Here is a 17331-nt window from a genome sequence, read left to right on the forward strand (position 1 = left end):
TTCAACGACACGGGCGATCCAATGGCGTCCTCCTCTGAAGAGTTTGAAGAGAAAGACCAGCGGCCGCGGGGCGCATGGATGCACTTTCTGAAGCGCAACCAGCGCTATCTCTCCGCGCTAGGCACACTCCTCGTGATCGCGTTCTTCGGGGCGGCGATCTTTCACCTGACGGCCGAGGTGCAATATGACGATGTCGTGTCGGCGCTGTCGGATACGAGCCGGCGATCGGTGGGAACGGCGATCCTGTTTACGGGCCTGAGCTTCCTCGCACTCACCTTCTATGACGTCAGCGCGCTCGACTACATCGAACGCAAGCTCCCTTATCCCGCCGTCGCGCTTACCGCCGCCTGCGCCTATGCGGTCGGCAACACGGCGGGCTTCGGTCCGCTGAGCGGCGGCGCAATCCGCTATCGGTCCTATTCGCGCCTTGGACTGGAACCGGAGGAGATCGCCCGTATCATCGCCTTCGTCACGCTCGCCTTCGGATTGGGGCTCGCGACGGTCACATGCCTGAGCCTGCTTGCCGTTGGCGAATACGTGGCGCCGTTGACCGGGATCGATGCGGCATGGCTGCGGGCAATCGCCGCCTTCGTCCTTGCCGGCTTGCTGGCGGTGCTGGTCGCCGCCCGCAGCGGTCGCGAGGTCCGCATCGGCCGCCTCGTCCTGCGTCTGCCGGACTCACGGACATCGTCGCGCCAGTTCCTCGTGACGGCGCTCGATCTCGCTGCGTCTGCGAGCGTCCTCTATGTCCTTTTGCCCGCCGGAACGGTGAGCTGGCCCGCCTTCCTGGCGATCTACGCCGTGGCGGTCGGCCTCGGCGTGCTCAGCCACGTGCCGGCGGGGCTCGGCGTTTTTGAAGCGGTGATCGTTGCGAGCCTGGGCCGCGCAGCCGGCGTCGATGCGGTGCTCGGTGCACTCGTCCTCTACCGCGTCATCTACCATCTGTTGCCCTTGCTCATCGCCATCGTCGTGATGACCGGCATCGAACTCCGCCAGTTGGCGGGCCATCCGGCGGCCTCCAGCCTTCGCCGTGCCGGCGGCCGGATGACGCCGCTTCTGCTTGCCACGCTGGCGCTCGTCCTCGCCCTGATGCTGGTGCTCTCGGGGGTGACGCCGACCCCGGACGAGAACCTGGACTTTCTTGCGAATTACGTGCCCCTCCCGATCATTGAAGGGGCGCATTTCCTGGCGAGCCTGTTGGGGCTGGCGCTGTTCATCGTCGCGCGGGGGCTGGCGCTGCGTCTCGACGGCGCCTGGTGGGCATCGATCGCGATCGCGCTGGCCGCAATCCTGCTTTCCCTGGTGAAGGCGGTGGCGCTCGGGGAAGCTGGCATGCTCGCCTTCCTCCTTGTCGGGCTGCTCGCGAGTCGGCGGCTCTTCAACCGTCCCGCCTCGCTTTTCGGACAGGCGCTGACGCTGCCGTGGCTTACCGCGCTCGGCGTCATCTGTTTCGGCGCATTCGTCGTCCTGCTCTTCGTCTATCGCGACGTCGCATATAGCCATGAGCTCTGGTGGCAGTTCGAATTTTCCGCCGAGGCGCCGCGCGGGCTCCGCGCCCTTCTGGGAGTGACGATCGGCGCAAGTGCTGTAGCGACCTGGAGCCTGATGCGCCCGGCCGCTGCGGCGGTTGCCCCCGCCTGCAGGCAGGAGATGGAACGGGCGATCGCCATCGTCGACGCGCAGGACATGTCCGATGCCAACCTCGTGCGCATGGGTGACAAGAGCATCATGTTCTCCGCCGACGGCCGGGCCTTCATCATGTATGGCCGCTGGGCGCGTTCCTGGATTGCGTTGTTCGATCCGGTCGGGCCCGTGGATGCCTGGCCGGACCTGATCTGGCAGTTCATCGAGGCGGCGCGCTCCAATGGTTGCCGGGCCGTCTTCTACCAGGTCTCGGCCCGCGGGCTTGCCCATTACGCGGATGCGGGCTTGAGAGCCTTCCGCCTCGGCGAACTTGCCGAGGTCGATCTCACGCGCTTCGAGATGAAGGGCGGCAAATGGGCAAACCTGCGCCAGCAGGTGAGCCGTGGCCTTCGCGACGGGCTGGAGTTCTCGGTCGTCGCGCCTGCGGAGGTATCGGCGATCCTTCCGGAGCTCGAGGCGGTTTCCGATGCTTGGCTCGCCCACCACAATGCGCGGGAAAAGGGCTTTTCCCTCGGCGCCTTCGATCCGCGATATCTGACGGCGCAGCCTGTTGCGATCCTCAAATGGCAGGGTCGCATCGTGGCCTTCTCCAATATTCTGATCACCGGCACGAAGGAGGAGGGCTCGGTCGACCTCATGCGTTTCTCGCCCGAGGCGCCGAAAGGGACGATGGATTTCCTGTTCACGCAACTGATGGAATATCTGAAAAACGAGGGCTATCGGCGCTTCAATCTCGGAATGGCACCGCTGTCGGGAATGTCGGAGCGGCGGCTGGCGCCCGTATGGGACCGCGCCGGCCGGGCATTTTACGAGCACGGCGAGCGCTTCTACAACTTCAAGGGACTGCGTGCCTTCAAGTCCAAGTTTCACCCGCAGTGGCAACCGCGCTACCTGGTGGCGAGCGGCGGCTTCAACCCGATCCTGGCGCTGATGGATGCGACATTCCTGATCGGCGGCGGTCTGAAGGGAGTGATCGGGAAATGACCCCCATTAAAAGGATATTGAAACGTGCAGCCCTGGCGGCCCTGATTGCCGGCACTGCATCCCTTCCGTCCTTTGCCGAAGACTCGGCAAAGTTCGACACCGGCATGATCCCCGCACCGCACATCCTGTTCCCGAAAGAGGCGCCTTCCGGCGCCGTGGTGCTGCTTTCGGACGCCGGCGGCTGGACTGAGAGGGAGGATGCCGTGGCCCGAAAGCTTTCGAGCGAGAAAGCGCTCGTCATCGGCATCGACCTCAAGGCCTATCTGGCAGCCCTTGCAAGGGATGACGGGGACTGCGTCTACACCGTTTCGGACATCGAATCCTTGAGTCAGCAGGTGCAGCGCGCGGCCGGCAGCGGCGCCTATCGGCCGCCGATCGTCGCCGGCGTCGGCGCCGGCGGCGCCATGGCGCTGGCAATCGCCGCACAGTCGCCCGCAGCGACCATCGGCCGGACGCTCGCGGTCGATCCCGAAGAGGGTATCGCCCTGACGAAGCAGCTCTGCACTCCGGCCGAAAAAATTCGAAAAGGCGATGGTATGGTCTACGGCCTGACCGATGGCGCCTTACCCGACCCGGTAACCGTAATCTTTTCGCCGTCCGCGTCGCCCGCCGGGCGCGAGCACGTTGCCGCTCTCGCAGCCAAGCATCCGGACGTCGAAGTCCAGGCGAGCGACGAAGACGTCTATGCCGCACTCTCCGGCACGCTCGCCGGGTACATCCAGCAGGAGGACGACGGGAACAACCCGTTCGGGCTCCCCCTGACCGTTCTCGATGCGAAGCCAACGCGCGATACCATGGCGGTGATCTATTCCGGCGATGGTGGCTGGCGCGACATCGACAAGGAGGTCGGCAATGCCCTGCAGCAGCAGGGCGTGCCCGTCGTCGGGGTGGATTCGCTGCGCTATTTCTGGTCGGAGCGACAGCCGCAGGCGACGGCGGACGATCTCGCCCGTGTCATCACCTATTACGGCAAGCGGTGGAACGTCCGCAACGTAGTGCTGATCGGCTATTCCTTCGGCGCCGACATCCTGCCGCGCACATACAACCTGCTTGCGCCCGCGACCCGCGCACGCATACGGCAGGTCACGCTCATGGCACTGTCGCATCGCGCCGACTACAAGATCTCCGTCCTTGGCTGGCTCGGCGCTGACGGGGAGGGGAATGCCGGCGACCCGGTCGACGACATCAAGGCGATCGAGCCGCCACTCGTTCAGTGCATCTACGGCACCGACGAGGAGGACGACGCTTGCCCGGATCTGAAATCCTCCGGTATCGAGGTGGTTCCCATCCAGGGTGGCCATCATTTCGATGGCGATTATGCCGCTTTGACACGACGCGTGCTTGATGCGCTCGACCGGCGGCTGGCGATGGGAAGGTGACCCGCTTGCGTCAGATGACGGGGGAAATGAGCGTACCCGTTGCCTCGCCGACGGCATGGCTTACCACCCGGCCGGCTTCCATCCGAACCTTGCCTTCAGCCACGAGCCGAAGCGCCATCGGATAGGTCTTGTGCTCGACGGTAAGGACGCGGGCGGCGAGGGTATCCGCCGTGTCGCCGGAAACGACCGGTACGGCCGCCTGGGCGACGATCGGCCCGTCGTCCATACCCTCCGTCACGAAGTGCACGGTGCAGCCTGCGATCCTCATCCCGGCGTCGATCGCCCTGCGGTGCGTGTGGAGCCCTGGGAAGAGCGGAAGCAGTGACGGGTGGATGTTGAGGATCCGGCCCTCGTAGCGCTGGATGAAGGCCGCAGAAAGAAGGCGCATATAGCCCGCGAGACAGATCACGTCCGGCTGGAGGCGGTCGAGCTCGGCCAGGATTGCTCCCTCGTGCGCTTCCTTGCTCGCAAAATCCTTGCGAACGAAGGCGAAGGTCGGAATGCCGAGCCCGGCCGCCTTGTCGAGGCCACCGGCATCCGCCTTGTCGGCGATCACCGCAATGATCTCGGCCGGAAAATCCGGCGCGGCGGCAGCCTTCGCCAGCGCGATCATGTTGGAGCCGCCGCCGGAAATGAACACGACGACCTTCTTCTTGCCGGTCATCAAGCTCATATGGCGAGATTGCCCTTGTAGATCGTGCCGGGTGTGCCCTCGGCGCGTGCGACCATGCGGCCGAGCGTGAAGACCGTTTCGCCTTCGCCGGCAAGCACGACCGCAACTTTTTCCGCTTCGCTCGCCGGAACCACGGCGATCATGCCGACGCCGCAATTGAAGGTGCGCAGCATCTCGTTGGCGGCAACGCCGCCGGTCTTTGCGAGCCACGAGAAGACGGCCGGCGGCTTGATGGCGCCGAGGTCGATCTCGGCGGCAAGATGCTTCGGCAGCACCCGCGGAATATTCTCGGGGAAGCCGCCGCCGGTGATGTGGGCCAGTGCCTTGATCGCACCCGTCCCGCGGATCGCCTTCAGGAGCGGTTTCACATAGATGCGCGTCGGAGTCATCAGGAGGTCGGCGAGAGTGCCTTCGCCGAAAGGTGCCGGAGCATCCCAGGCAAGACCCGAGAGCGAAACGATCTTGCGCACCAGCGAATAGCCGTTCGAGTGCACGCCCGAGGAGGCAAGCCCGAGGATGACGTCGCCTTCGGCGATGTCGCCGGCAGGCAGAAGCTGCCCGCGCTCGGCCGCGCCGACGGCAAAACCGGCAAGGTCGTAGTCGCCGCCGGAATACATGCCCGGCATCTCGGCCGTCTCGCCGCCGATCAACGCGCAGCCGGCCTCGCGGCAGCCGGCGGCAATTCCCGCGACAATCGCGGCGCCCTGGTCGGGATCGAGCTTGCCGGTCGCGAAGTAGTCGAGGAAGAACAGCGGTTCGGCGCCCTGCACCACGAGATCGTTCACGCACATGGCGACGAGGTCGATGCCGACCGTGTCGTGCTTGTCGGCGTCGATCGCGATCTTGAGCTTCGTGCCGACGCCGTCATTGGCGGCGACGAGGACCGGATCGCTGAAACCGGCGGCCTTCAGGTCGAAAAGGCCGCCGAACCCGCCGATCTCGCCATCGGCGCCGGGGCGCCGGGTCGAGCGGACATGCGGCTTGATCTTCTCGACCAGCAGGTTGCCGGCATCGATATCGACACCTGCGTCGCTGTAGGTGAGGCCGTTCTTTCCCGACTGGCTCATGCTCGCTCTCCAAGGCTCGTCGCTGATTGCGGATGCGATTGGCACGGAGAAGCGAGGAGTGCAAGCGCAGAGGCGCGCCCGATCCTGCTTTTTTCGTGAATCTGCCTGTGGTCAGCGCCTTCTGCCGGTCACAGGCCGTTTGTCCCGTGAGCGCCGCCGGACTTGACCTTGGCGCGCCCCAAGCCCTATCTCGTGCGAACGAACGACGCGGAAGGTGCGGTGTGCCGCGCGCAACGGGGGCCGTCATGGGCGATCGGGTCAGCAGTATGGGACTTCAGCGCCAGATCTTTTTCTGGCTGCTGGTGCTTGTCGGCTTCATTGCCTTCCTGCTGGTGTTCAGCTCCATCCTTCTGCCCTTTCTCGCCGGCATGGCGCTCGCCTATTTTCTCGATCCTGTCGCCGATCGCCTGGAGCGGCTCGGTCTGAGCCGGCTGATGGCGACGATCGCCATCCTGGTCGCCTTCGTCGTCGTGCTGGCGCTGTCGCTGATGATCATCGTTCCGCTGGTCGTCACGCAGGCTGCCGAATTCATTCAGAAAATGCCGGGTTACATCACCAGGCTTCAGGAGTTCCTGACCGACAGCCAGTCGACGCTGTTGCCGGACTGGCTCGCCGGCCAGATGACGACCATCAAGCAGAACTCGGCCAAGCTCTTGGAGCAAGGCGCAAGCTTCCTCGGCACGCTGTTCCAGCAGATCTGGAACTCCGGCCTGGCACTTCTCAATATCCTGTCCCTATTCGTCATCACCCCTGTCGTCGCCTTCTATCTGCTGCTCGACTGGGACCGTATGGTCGACAGGGTCGACAGCTGGATACCGCGCGATTACGTCGAGGTCGTGCGGCAAATCGCTCGCGACATGAATACGACCATTGCCGGGTTTGTACGCGGCCAGGGCTCTCTCTGCGTGATCCTCGGCCTTTATTACGGGATCGGGCTGAGCATGGTCGGGCTCAATTTCGGCCTCCTGATCGGCCTCTTCGCCGGCATGATCAGTTTCATCCCCTATGTGGGATCGCTGGTCGGTCTCGTGCTTGCGCTCGGCGTCGCGCTCGTTCAGTTCTGGCCGGACTATGTCTGGATCCTTGTGGTTCTCGCCGTTTTCTTCAGCGGCCAGTTTCTCGAAGGCAATATTCTGCAGCCGAAACTGGTCGGCAAAACCGTCGGGCTGCACCCGGTCTGGCTGATGTTCGCCCTGCTTGCGTTCGGCGCGCTCTTCGGCTTCGTCGGCCTGCTCGTGGCGGTGCCCGCGGCGGCCGCGATCGGTGTGCTTGTCCGCTTCGGCATCCAGCGGTACCTTGATAGCGATCTCTATCACGGGCATAGAACAGCCGTTCACAAGGAGCCGGAGAGCAACGGCTAGAGCACTTCCAGTGCATAGCGGTTTTCCGTGCGGACGTGCGTAGCTGCAAAAGGTGAATGCTCACGGGTAATGCATGAAGAGACATCTGTCCGAACAATTGCCTTTGGTCTTCGGCCATGCGCCCGCAACCGGTCGCGACGACCTGCTCGTCTCGGACCGGTTGAGCGCGGCCATTTCCATCGTCGATCACTGGCCCGTCTGGCCGTCGCCGGTGGTCATCATTTGCGGGCCGGTCGGTTCCGGCAAATCGCATCTTGCGGGCATCTGGCGCGAAAAGGCGAGGGCGGAGCCGATACATCCCTTTGCCGGCTCGAACGCCGCCGATATCGCCGCGGAAAAGCCGGTCCTCTTCGAGGATGCCGACCGCCAGGGCTTCGACGATACGGCTCTCTTCCATGTCATCAACAGCGTGCGACAGAACGGTACGGCGCTTTTGATGACGTCTCGGCTATGGCCGATGTCATGGCCGGTGCGGCTTCCTGACCTCAAGTCGCGCCTCAAGGCTGCCACCGTGGTCGAAATCGGCGAGCCCGACGACGAATTGCTCGCGCAGGTGCTCACCAAGCTTTTTGCCGACCGCCAGCTCCTCGTGGACGAGCGCCTGGTCGGCTACGTCGTCGCGCGCATGGAACGCTCGCTCGAGGCGGCGCAGACCATCGTCGAGCGGATAGACCATCTGGCGCTTGCGCGTGGAACCCGGCCGACCCGTGCGCTCGCCGCGGAAGTTCTGGAAGAGCTTGCAAATACAAGCCTCTCCGATTGACTGTCACAGTTCCGTCGTCAAACTGGGGTAGCTCGTCGTTCGGAGTAATGGGGCTTTACAGGCATGGACAGCGCAACGTCTGCAATCACGGAACACGAGGCATCTGCTGAGCAGAAGCGTGAGGCGCCGGCCGAAGCGCTGGACCTTCTCAAGAGCCCCGAGCGCTTCGTCAACCGCGAGTTCTCCTGGCTTCAGTTCAACCGCCGGGTCCTCGAGGAGACGCTGAACACGGCGCACCCCCTTCTGGAGCGCGTCCGTTTTCTGTCGATCTCCGCCGCCAATCTCGATGAATTCTTCATGGTTCGCGTCGCGGGTCTGGAGGGCCAGGTCCGTTCCGGGCTTTCGCTGCGTAGCCCGGACGGCCTGACGCCGGCGGAAACGCTCGAGAGCATTCTGACGGAAGTCGACAATCTGCAGATGGAGCAGCAGGCATCGCTTGCCGTCCTGCAGCAATATCTCGCCAAGGAAGATATCCTCATCGTCCGTCCGGCTTCGCTTTCCGCGCAGGATCGCAGCTGGCTCGCGAACGAATTCGACCAGGCGATCTTCCCCGTGTTGACGCCGCTCTCGATCGATCCGGCGCACCCGTTCCCATTCATTCCGAATCTCGGCTTCTCCATCGGCCTGCAGCTCGTCAGCAAGACCGGGCGCGATCCGATGACGGCACTGCTGCGCCTGCCGGTGGCGCTCGATCGCTTCATTCGCCTGCCGGATGTCAAGAACGTCATCCGCTACATCACCCTCGAAGATGTCGTCAGCCAGTTCATCGACCGGCTTTTCCCGGGCTACGAGGTGAAGGGGTCCGGCACGTTCCGCATCATTCGAGACAGCGATATCGAAGTCGAGGAGGAAGCCGAAGACCTCGTGCGTCTTTTCGAGACGGCCCTCAAGCGCCGCCGTCGCGGATCGGTGATCCGGATCGAGACCGATTCGGAGATGCCGGCTTCGCTGCGCCAGTTCGTCGTGCAGGAGCTCGGTGTCCCGGAAAATCGCGTCGCGGTCCTGCCGGGCCTGTTGGCGCTGAACACGCTTTCGGAGATCACCAAGGCGCCGCGCGAGGATCTGCGCTTCGAGCCCTACAATCCGCGCTTCCCGGAGCGTGTGCGCGAACATGCGGGCGACTGTCTTGCCGCCATCCGTGAAAAGGACATGGTGGTCCACCACCCCTACGAATCCTTCGATGTCGTCGTGCAGTTCCTGCTGCAGGCTGCGCGCGATCCGGACGTGCTCGCGATCAAGCAGACGCTTTACCGAACCTCGAACGACAGCCCGATCGTGCGCGCGCTGATCGATGCCGCCGAGGCCGGCAAGTCGGTGACGGCGCTTGTCGAGCTCAAGGCGCGGTTCGACGAGGAGGCGAACATCCGCTGGGCGCGCGACCTCGAGCGCGCCGGCGTCCAGGTGGTTTTCGGCTTCATCGAGTTGAAGACCCACGCCAAGATGTCGATGGTCGTGCGCCGTGAGGAGGGCAAGCTCAGGACCTATTGCCATCTCGGCACCGGAAACTACCACCCGGTCACGGCGAAAATCTACACCGACCTGTCGTTCTTCACCTGCAACCCGGTGATCGCCCACGACATGGCGAACATCTTCAACTTCATCACCGGCTACGGCGAGCCGGAAGGGGGCATGAAACTCGCAGTGTCACCGCATACGCTGCGTCCGCGCATCCTCAAGCACATCGAGGAGGAGATCGTCCACGCGCAAGCCGGGCGGCCGGCGTCGATCTGGATGAAGATGAACTCCCTGGTGGACCCGGAAATCATCGATGCGCTCTACAAGGCAAGCTGCGCAGGCGTCGAGATCGATCTCGTCGTGCGCGGCATCTGCTGTCTGCGGCCGCAGGTGCCCGGGCTCTCCGACAATATCCGCGTCAAGTCCATCGTCGGTCGCTTCCTGGAGCATTCAAGAATTTTCTGCTTCGGCAACGGACATGGACTTCCATCGGAGAATGCGCTTGTCTATATCGGCTCGGCGGATATGATGCCGCGCAATCTGGATAGGCGGGTGGAGACGCTCGTTCCTCTCATCAACCGCACTGTGCACGAACAGGTTCTTTCGCAGATCATGCTGGGCAATCTCATCGACAACCAGCAGAGCTACGAGATTCTTCCGGACGGCACCTCGCGCCGCATGGAAGTCGGCAAGGACGCCGAGCCGTTCAACGCTCAGCATTATTTCATGACCAATCCGAGCCTTTCGGGCCGGGGTGAGGCTCTGAAATCCAGTGCACCGAAGCTGATCGCCGGCTGGAAGAGCGGCTGGCACAAGTAAACTGGAATTGCATGGTCGAATCTGAAGCGCAGGGACGTCTGCCCGGTATCCGCCCGGTCTCCGTTGTGGATATCGGCTCCAACTCCATTCGTCTCGTCGTCTATGAAGGGCTGAGCCGTTCGCCGGCAATGCTTTTCAACGAGAAGGTGATGTGCGGCCTCGGCAAGGGCATCGATGCCACCGGCCGCATGGAGGAGGAAAGCGTGGCCAGGGCGCTGAGGGCGCTGCACCGCTTTCGTGCGCTCTCCGACCAGGCGCGCGCGACCGAGATGTATGTGATCGCGACCGCTGCGGCGCGGGAGGCCACCAACGGAGCGGCCTTCATCGAAAGGGCGGAAGCCATCCTCGGGCAAAGGGTGAAGATCCTGAGTGGGGAGGAGGAGGCCCATTACTCGGCGATGGGCATCGTCAGCAGCTACTATGAGCCGGATGGCGTCGTCGGCGATCTCGGCGGCGGCTCGCTTGAGCTTGTCGATGTAGACGGCAAGCGGATCGGCAAGGGCATAACGCTGCCTCTGGGCGGCATCCGCCTCTTCGAGCATTCGAGCGGCTCGCTCAGCAAGGCGCGGACCTGGGTGCGCAAAGTCATGAAAGACGCCGAGGTCCTGAAGAAGGGGACCGGACGCACGTTCTACGCCGTGGGCGGAACCTGGCGAGCCATTGCCAAGCTGCACATGGAGATGCACAATTACCCGCTGCACATGATGCAGGGTTACGAGATCTCCTATGACGAGGCGCTGGCGATCCTTGCCGAAGTGATGGAGCCGAAGAATATCAAGCCCTCCGCCTATGCGACGATTTCCAAGAGCCGCCGGAGCCTGTTGCCCTTCGGTGCGGTGACGATGCAAGAGGCAATCTCCATCATGAAGCCCGAGCGCATCTCGTTTTCCGCGCTCGGCGTGCGCGAAGGGTATCTCTTTTCGCTGCTTTCCAGTGAGGAACGCCAGCAGGACCCGCTGCTGACGGCTGCCAACGAACTCGCCATCCTTCGGGCCCGTTCGCCCGAGCATGCGCGAGAGCTCGCCGAATGGACCGGCCGCCTCGTGCCGTTCTTCGGCATCGAAGAAACGGAAGAGGAGAGGCGCTACCGTCAGGCCGCCTGTCTGCTGGCGGACATCAGCTGGCGGGCGCATCCGGACTATCGCGGTCTGCAGGCGCTGAACATCATTGCGCACTCGGCCTTCACCGGCATCACGCATGCGGGACGGGCCTATATCGCGCTCGCGAACTACTACCGCTTCGAGGGGCTTAACGACGACGGCGCCACGAGCCCGCTCGCAGGCATCACGACGCCGCGCCTGCTCGAGCTGGCGAAGCTCCTGGGCGGATTGTTGCGCGTCGCCTATCTCTTTTCGGCCTCCATGCCGGGTGTGGCGCGCCACCTCACGCTCCGGCGATCTTCGAAGCCCGACATCGATCTCGAATTCGTCGTCCCGGCAGCCTATGCCGACTTCGAGGGCGAACGCCTCGACGGCCGGCTCCAGCAACTCGGCAAGCTTACCGGCAAGAAGCTCGTCTTCTCCTTCGAACGCTGAACCCTTTCCGGCTCGTTCCTGCCACAGCAGGGTGCCGCGCATCTGACGATGCGCGGCCCTGCGCCACTTATTCGGCCTTCAGGAATTCGCCGACTTCGAGCAGCACGAATTCATTGTCGTCCGCCCTGTCGAGCGAACGCCCGGCGGAGAATGGCAGGTTGTTGTCGTTGCCGACGATGATATGCGTTTCGTCCACGCGATCGACATTCTCGATGGTGACGAAGGGCATGTCGTAATAGCCCTCGCCGCCGCCCTGGCGCTTGCGGTTGTCCGGATCGGCGATTTTCAGCAGGTCGACATAGCCGATCTTGCGCACGGCCTTGCCGACGTTTTCGTCGCTCATGGCGATCTTGTAGACACGCTTCAGCTTCGATCCGACGGCGAAGCAATCCGGCTGCGGGTTCTTGGGATCCGCGCAGGCCTTGTCGACGGTGCCGGCGCCGTTGTCGCGCTCGATCACCAGCGCGGTCTTCTCGTCGAGCATGTTGAAATCGCCGATCGCTTCGCCGCCTTCGGCGAGTGGATACAGCCAGCTGCGCCCGGTCCAGGCCCTGCTGCCGGCGTCAAGCTCGACGATCCGCAGCGCCGGCCGGCCCTCCGCCTCTTCCACCGATTCGCTGTCCGCCCAGAGCGGGCCTTCGAGCAGTCCGTAGAGCTTCGCGCCGTCCTTCGAAAGTGCCAGTCCTTCGTAACCGCCGGAGCGCTTCAGGTTGAAGTCCGGTGCCTTTTTGGAGGGGTCTCCCTGCAGCGTCAGTTCCGGGTTGTCCGGCGAGAGTACGGGCTTGCCGTCGACGACGGTCGCAATGACATCGGTGAGCTTGCCGTCAAGGTCGAACTTCAGGATGTAGGGTCCGAATTCCTCACCGACCCAGAAGCCGTCGGCCACCGGCTGGATCGATTCGACGTCGAAATCGCCGCCCGTGAGATAGCGGGTGGCCGAGCCTTCCATGACGATGGGGAAGGGCGCCTTGCGCTCGGGGTCGGACAGGAACAGGGTCTTCAACGCCTCGACCTTGCCGGCGTCCCAGTCGATCTTGAGGTGGTGGAGCATCAGCATTGCGTCGGTCGAGTTGAGCTTGTTGCCGAAGCCGTTGTCCGAAAGGCTCCAGAAAGTGCCGTCCTCCATCGCCTTGATGCCGGAGAAGCCCTGCATCGGCTGGCCGTTGAAGGGAAGCGACAGACCGGTCGGGCGAACGCCATCCTTGCCCGCGACGCTGCCGAGTTCGGCGGCGCGCTTGCGGTCGGCGGTCGAGAACTTGCCCGAGGTCTTGAGGTACTCCGCGGCATCCGCCGGCGCAGCGATAATGGTGTTTGCGGGAAGGATCGCATGCGCCTCGAGCGTTGCGGGAAAGGCCTTTTCCTCGGCAAGCGCGGCGCTCGACGCCAGAAGGGTTAACGCCATGGCGGCAAGGATGGGTTTCGTCATAAGTTCACCTCGGGTTGGAGTGCAGGTGAACCCGATAGGCGGCTTCGATGACAGCTGTTTGAAGTTTGTCTTACAGCGAGGTGAATGCCCCGGCGGCCGGACTGCTAACGGGCTTCCCGTCTGGGTCCATGGCGCCCTCGCCGCTGAGCGAACCGGCCGTGAGCGACAGAACCGCGAGCTTCTGGCCCCGACCTTTGACCTCATGCTCGCCGAGATCCTCGGCGCGCACGAAGACCGGGGGGCGCAAGCGCCGCAGCAGATCGGCTGAGATCAAGACCTGACGGTCGAGCGTTCGGCACAGGCCCTCCAGGCGTGCCGTCGTGTTCACGGTGTCGCCGAAATAGGTGATCTTGTGTTTGTCGACGCCGATCTCCGCGGCAACGATCGTGCCGCCATGCAGAGCGGCACGCAGGCGCGGCACCTCGCCGTAGTCTTTTCGCCAGCGACGGGCGTCCGCTTCGATCTGTTCCAGAATGTCGAACACGCAGCGAATGCAGGCTGCATCCGCGACGGCGCGATCGTAAGGCCAGGTGATCACGGCAGCGTCGCCGACATAGTCGTCGATGGATCCGCCATAGCGCAGCACGGGATCAGCCATGGCTGCAAACAGCTTTCCCAAATATTCCTGCATGCGCAGGTCACCGAAGCGCTCGGCAAGCGATGTCGATCCGGCGAGATCGATGAAAAGGAACACGCGTTCCTCCTGCACCGGCTTGCGGTATCGTCCAGTCAGGAGGCTCAGGAAAATATCGCGGCCGAGCAATTCGCGTACCCTGAGCACGAAGATGATCGGACCGGAGGTCGCGAGTGCGTACACCAGCACATTGAGCGATGGCAGCATCGCGTCCGTCCTGCTTTCACGCATGACGCCGGCGACGTGCAAAAGCAGCCCCGCGGCTGCATATCCGACGTTGACGAATATGAAGTAGACGGCGAGGGACGAGAGAAGAAACGCCGGCGTCGGCGATCCGTGGATCCTCCGGTAAAGGCGCCGGAAGATGATGTGCCGTTCAAAGGCGAGAATCGGCATGCACATGAAGAGCGCATAGGTTGCGCCGATCAGACCGCCGCCGCCGTAGACGACCCACGCATAGGCCATGCCGCTGCCGGCGACGACGAGCAGCAACAGGATGATCTCGAGCGTGGAAAATCTCCAGCGCATGTGACAGCCTCGAAAACGAGAATAGACAGCGCCGCACGTGTTATCAGGCACGCAAAGGTCGCTGGAGCAAGTGGAATTGCTACATGTTTTGTCCTCAAAGGACACATGCAGTTGAAGCATGCGGGGCCGGGCGGTCCCGCTCGGCATGTAGAAACGGCTGATCGGCGCGTTTTGCCGCGATCAGCCGTCGCAACGTCTCGGCTAAGCTCAGATTCGGGCGGAAAATTGTCGTCGAGCGGCGGTTTTCAACCGCCGATTTCCATGGCCTCGACCTTTTTGTCGACAAAGCGCAATGCCACCTCGCCATTAATGAGTTTCAGCGCCGTCATGCCGAAGAGCTCACGCCGCCAGCCTTTGAGGGCGGCGACGTCGGCGCCTTCGCCCTCTGCCGCGATCCGGTCGAGATCGTCGCTGTTGGCGATGATCTTCGCCGCGACTCCCTCCTTTTCGGAGATGAGTTTCAGCAGCACCTTGAGCAGCTCGCTCGCTGCCGCAGCGCCCTCGGGTGCGTGGTTCTGACGCGGCAGGCGCGGCAGCTCGCCCCTCGGGATCGCCAAGGCTTCGCCGACGGCCTCGATGAGGGCCGTCCCCGCGCTCGAGCGTTCCCAGCCCTTGGGAATGGTCCTGAGGCGTCCGAGCGCCTCGGCATCCTTCGGCTGCTGCTGCGCGATTTCATAGATAGCATCATCCTTGATAATCCGCCCGCGCGGCACGTTGCGGGCCCGCGCCTCGCGTTCGCGCCACGCCGCCACCTTCTGCAGGACGGCGAGCTCGATGGGCTTCTTCACCCGCATCTTCAGCCGCTGCCAGGCATTGTCCGGGTGGAGGTCGTAGGTTTCCCGGCTTTCGAGGATCGCCATTTCCTCCGCAAGCCAGGAGGAGCGTCCCTCGCGATCCAGTTCCTTGGTGAGGTACTGGTAGATATCCCTCAGATACGTCACGTCCGCCAGCGCATAGTCGAGCTGCTTGTCGGTGAGCGGTCTGCGGCTCCAATCGGTGAAGCGAGACGACTTGTCGATCTGCTCGTTCTTGATGCGGTTGACGAGTTGATCATAGGAAACGCTGTCACCGAAGCCGCAAACCATCGCGGCCACCTGCGTATCGAAGATCGGATGAGGAATGAGGTTTCCGAGATGATGGATGATCTCGATGTCCTGCCTGGCGGCGTGGAACACCTTCACGACATCCGGGTTGCTCATGAGCGCGAAGAACGGGGCGAGGTCGATGCCGGGTGCCATCGGATCGACGATCACTGCCATATCCGGGCTTGCCATCTGGATGAGGCACAGCACCGGCCAGAACGTGGTTTCGCGCAGGAACTCCGTATCGATCGTAATATAGCTTGAACGGGCCAGCTCTTGGCAGGCGGCCTCAAGATCTGCTGTCGTTTGAATCATCGGGCTTTAATCACTGTGGCAAAAATGCGGCTTTGAGTTTCCCCGTGTACCGTTTCACGGCACCTGTCACAATGGAAATTGTCAGGCGACCCGGAAATAAGCCGACATCCCGGTCTTTTGATGTTCGATGATATGGCAATGGAACACCCAGTCGCCGGGATTGTCCGCGACCAGTGCGAGCTGCGCCTGCTCGTCCGGCAAGAGCAGGATCGTGTCGGTCGGCGGCGGCAACAGGCTCCGCTTGTTCGAGGCGAGAACGCGGAAGCTCAGCCCATGCAGATGGATCGGATGGGCATGCGGCGTGCGGTTGGCGATCTCCAGCACATAGCTTTTCCCGAATTTGAGTTCATCGATCGGGGCGACCGGATCGGGCGTGTCACCGGGCCAAGGTACCTTGTTGATCGCCCAGAAAGTATAGCCGAGCGAGCCGCAGATCGAGGCGGCCGGCTCGTGCTCGGCCGTTGCAGTCAGTTCGATCGGAATACGCCTGGCGGTGGAAATGTCGGCTTCGGCAATGGGGTTTGCGGGCAGGGGTGCGATATCCCGGAGGTCCCGCTTCAGCGAAGTGCCGACTGCCCGGAAGGCTGCGATCGTCCAGGGGTTGGAGCCGCGAAAATTGCCAAGCCTTGCCTGCTGGCCCTCGCTTTGCGGCATGCGAAGCGCAAGGTCGATGCGCTGGCCGGGGCCGAGGTCGAGCCGGTCGAGCGCGAAGGGGATTTCGACCGGGTTGCCGTCGAGCGCGATCACCCGGGCCTCAGCGCCTTCGAGCCCGATCGTGTAGATGCGCGTGACGTCGGTTGCGGCGATCCTCACGCGGACGAGCCCGCCGGCGGGAGCGTCGTAGACCGGCTCGCGCTGCCAGTTTGCGGTTCTCACCGTTCCATAGGTCCCGCCGCGCGCCGCATCCCGCGGTTTGAAAGGGGCGATGAACGCGCCGCCGGCGCCGAGCCGCCAGTCCCTGAGGTTGAGAACGATCTCGGAATCGAAGGTCGGATCCTCCGGGTTCTCGACGACGATCACGCCGGTCAGGCCGCTCCCCATCTGCATCAGCGTGTTGCAGTGCGGGTGGTACCAGAAGGTGCCGGCGTCCGGCGGTGTGAAGAGATAGTCGAACCCGTCGCCGGGATAGACATAGGGCTGCGTCATTTCCGGCACGCCATCCATGGCATTGGCGATCCTCAGGCCATGCCAATGAACGGTCGTCGGTTCGTCGAGACGGTTGACCAGTCTCGCCGCGAAGGGTTCGCCCTTGCGCATCCTCAAGACGGGCGGCATGGCGGCGCTTGCCGGGTTGCCGGGATCATGCAGGATGACCCGGGGATCATGCAGGATGACCCGGGGATCATGCGCGATACCCCGGGGATCATGCGCCGTGACCCGGGGATCATAGGTCATGACCCGGGGGGTGATGCCGCCGGCCGCTATCTGTGCCTCGGTGAAACGCGCCGTCAGGATCTGCGGATCGGGCGCTGCGCCCGCTCGCGCGGCAAGACCGGCGCCGAGCGCGAAGGCGCCGCCAAGTGCGGCTGAACCCTGGAGAAACATTCGGCGATCGAGCATCTGTATCTTGCTTGTCTGTTCCGGAAGAAGGGGCAAAGCCGATCGGCCCCCGAAAAATGATCCGGCCCGTTATTAAACCTGATTTTCAGTTTCAGCAATTCGGCAG

Annotated in this window: 12 protein-coding genes; 6 read left to right on the plus strand and 6 right to left on the minus strand. The window is 63.4% G+C overall.

What is annotated here, in order from left to right:
• Positions 1 to 21 precede the first annotated feature (21 nt).
• Both mprF and AC6CIG_RS10925 read left to right on the plus strand, forming a co-directional pair.
• The gene (gene mprF, locus AC6CIG_RS10920; protein WP_437408859.1) at positions 22 to 2628 is read left to right on the plus strand and encodes a bifunctional lysylphosphatidylglycerol flippase/synthetase MprF; all 2607 of its coding nucleotides are present in this window, start codon (positions 22 to 24) and stop codon (positions 2626 to 2628) included.
• Entirely contained in the window at positions 2625 to 4007 is a 1383-nt protein-coding gene (locus tag AC6CIG_RS10925) for a virulence factor (RefSeq protein ID WP_437408860.1), read from the plus strand. Before mprF ends, AC6CIG_RS10925 begins: the two co-directional genes overlap by 4 nt.
• 10 nt (positions 4008 to 4017) lie before the next feature.
• On the opposite strand, the gene purN is transcribed toward AC6CIG_RS10925, so the two are convergent.
• Entirely contained in the window at positions 4018 to 4680 is a 663-nt protein-coding gene (gene purN / locus AC6CIG_RS10930; RefSeq protein WP_275596496.1) for a phosphoribosylglycinamide formyltransferase, read from the minus strand.
• Positions 4677 to 5747: a phosphoribosylformylglycinamidine cyclo-ligase gene (gene purM / locus AC6CIG_RS10935; protein WP_437408861.1), complete on the minus strand. Its 1071-nt coding sequence runs from the start codon at positions 5745 to 5747 to the stop codon at positions 4677 to 4679. Before purM ends, purN begins: the two co-directional genes overlap by 4 nt.
• 245 nt (positions 5748 to 5992) lie before the next feature.
• Here purM and AC6CIG_RS10940 point away from each other — a divergent pair, with 245 nt between their 5' ends.
• From AC6CIG_RS10940 to ppx, 4 genes are all read left to right on the plus strand, one after another.
• On the plus strand, positions 5993 to 7108 hold the full coding sequence (locus AC6CIG_RS10940; RefSeq protein ID WP_437408862.1) for an AI-2E family transporter: 1116 nt from the start codon (positions 5993 to 5995) through the stop codon (positions 7106 to 7108).
• 73 nt (positions 7109 to 7181) lie between these two features.
• Entirely contained in the window at positions 7182 to 7871 is a 690-nt protein-coding gene (hdaA, locus tag AC6CIG_RS10945; RefSeq protein WP_018094701.1) for a DnaA regulatory inactivator HdaA, read from the plus strand.
• A 63-nt stretch (positions 7872 to 7934) separates the two neighbouring features.
• The gene (locus AC6CIG_RS10950) at positions 7935 to 10145 is read left to right on the plus strand and encodes an RNA degradosome polyphosphate kinase (protein WP_018094702.1); all 2211 of its coding nucleotides are present in this window, start codon (positions 7935 to 7937) and stop codon (positions 10143 to 10145) included.
• 11 nt (positions 10146 to 10156) lie between these two features.
• Positions 10157 to 11680: an exopolyphosphatase gene (gene ppx / locus AC6CIG_RS10955; protein ID WP_018094703.1), complete on the plus strand. Its 1524-nt coding sequence runs from the start codon at positions 10157 to 10159 to the stop codon at positions 11678 to 11680.
• Positions 11681 to 11747: 67 nt separating this feature from the next.
• Here the strand turns inward: ppx and AC6CIG_RS10960 are convergent, their stop codons facing one another.
• The 4 genes from AC6CIG_RS10960 to AC6CIG_RS10975 form a co-directional block, all read right to left on the minus strand.
• Positions 11748 to 13106: an esterase-like activity of phytase family protein gene (locus AC6CIG_RS10960; protein WP_437408863.1), complete on the minus strand. Its 1359-nt coding sequence runs from the start codon at positions 13104 to 13106 to the stop codon at positions 11748 to 11750.
• Positions 13107 to 13176: 70 nt separating this feature from the next.
• Complete coding sequence (cya2, locus tag AC6CIG_RS10965; RefSeq protein WP_018094705.1) at positions 13177 to 14268, minus strand: adenylate cyclase Cya2; 1092 nt, start codon at positions 14266 to 14268, stop codon at positions 13177 to 13179.
• Between the two features lie 245 nt (positions 14269 to 14513).
• A complete protein-coding gene (gene rnd, locus AC6CIG_RS10970) occupies positions 14514 to 15665 on the minus strand; it encodes a ribonuclease D (RefSeq protein WP_498322698.1) in 1152 nt (383 codons plus the stop codon).
• An 81-nt stretch (positions 15666 to 15746) separates the two neighbouring features.
• On the minus strand, positions 15747 to 17225 hold the full coding sequence (locus AC6CIG_RS10975) for a multicopper oxidase family protein (RefSeq protein WP_437408865.1): 1479 nt from the start codon (positions 17223 to 17225) through the stop codon (positions 15747 to 15749).
• Positions 17226 to 17331 lie beyond the last annotated feature (106 nt).

It is taken from the genome of Sinorhizobium sp. GQ132, from assembly GCF_059758575.1.

Coding starts and splice junctions, on each gene's coding strand:
- mprF (WP_437408859.1), top strand. CDS start 22: ATGGCGTCCTCCTCTGAAGAGTTTGAAGAGAAAGACCAGCGGCCGCGG.
- AC6CIG_RS10925 (WP_437408860.1), top strand. CDS start 2,625: ATGACCCCCATTAAAAGGATATTGAAACGTGCAGCCCTGGCGGCCCTG.
- purN (WP_275596496.1), bottom strand. CDS start 4,680: ATGAGCTTGATGACCGGCAAGAAGAAGGTCGTCGTGTTCATTTCCGGC.
- purM (WP_437408861.1), bottom strand. CDS start 5,747: ATGAGCCAGTCGGGAAAGAACGGCCTCACCTACAGCGACGCAGGTGTC.
- AC6CIG_RS10940 (WP_437408862.1), top strand. CDS start 5,993: ATGGGCGATCGGGTCAGCAGTATGGGACTTCAGCGCCAGATCTTTTTC.
- hdaA (WP_018094701.1), top strand. CDS start 7,182: ATGAAGAGACATCTGTCCGAACAATTGCCTTTGGTCTTCGGCCATGCG.
- AC6CIG_RS10950 (WP_018094702.1), top strand. CDS start 7,935: ATGGACAGCGCAACGTCTGCAATCACGGAACACGAGGCATCTGCTGAG.
- ppx (WP_018094703.1), top strand. CDS start 10,157: ATGGTCGAATCTGAAGCGCAGGGACGTCTGCCCGGTATCCGCCCGGTC.
- AC6CIG_RS10960 (WP_437408863.1), bottom strand. CDS start 13,106: ATGACGAAACCCATCCTTGCCGCCATGGCGTTAACCCTTCTGGCGTCG.
- cya2 (WP_018094705.1), bottom strand. CDS start 14,268: ATGCGCTGGAGATTTTCCACGCTCGAGATCATCCTGTTGCTGCTCGTC.
- rnd (WP_498322698.1), bottom strand. CDS start 15,665: ATGATTCAAACGACAGCAGATCTTGAGGCCGCCTGCCAAGAGCTGGCC.
- AC6CIG_RS10975 (WP_437408865.1), bottom strand. CDS start 17,225: ATGCTCGATCGCCGAATGTTTCTCCAGGGTTCAGCCGCACTTGGCGGC.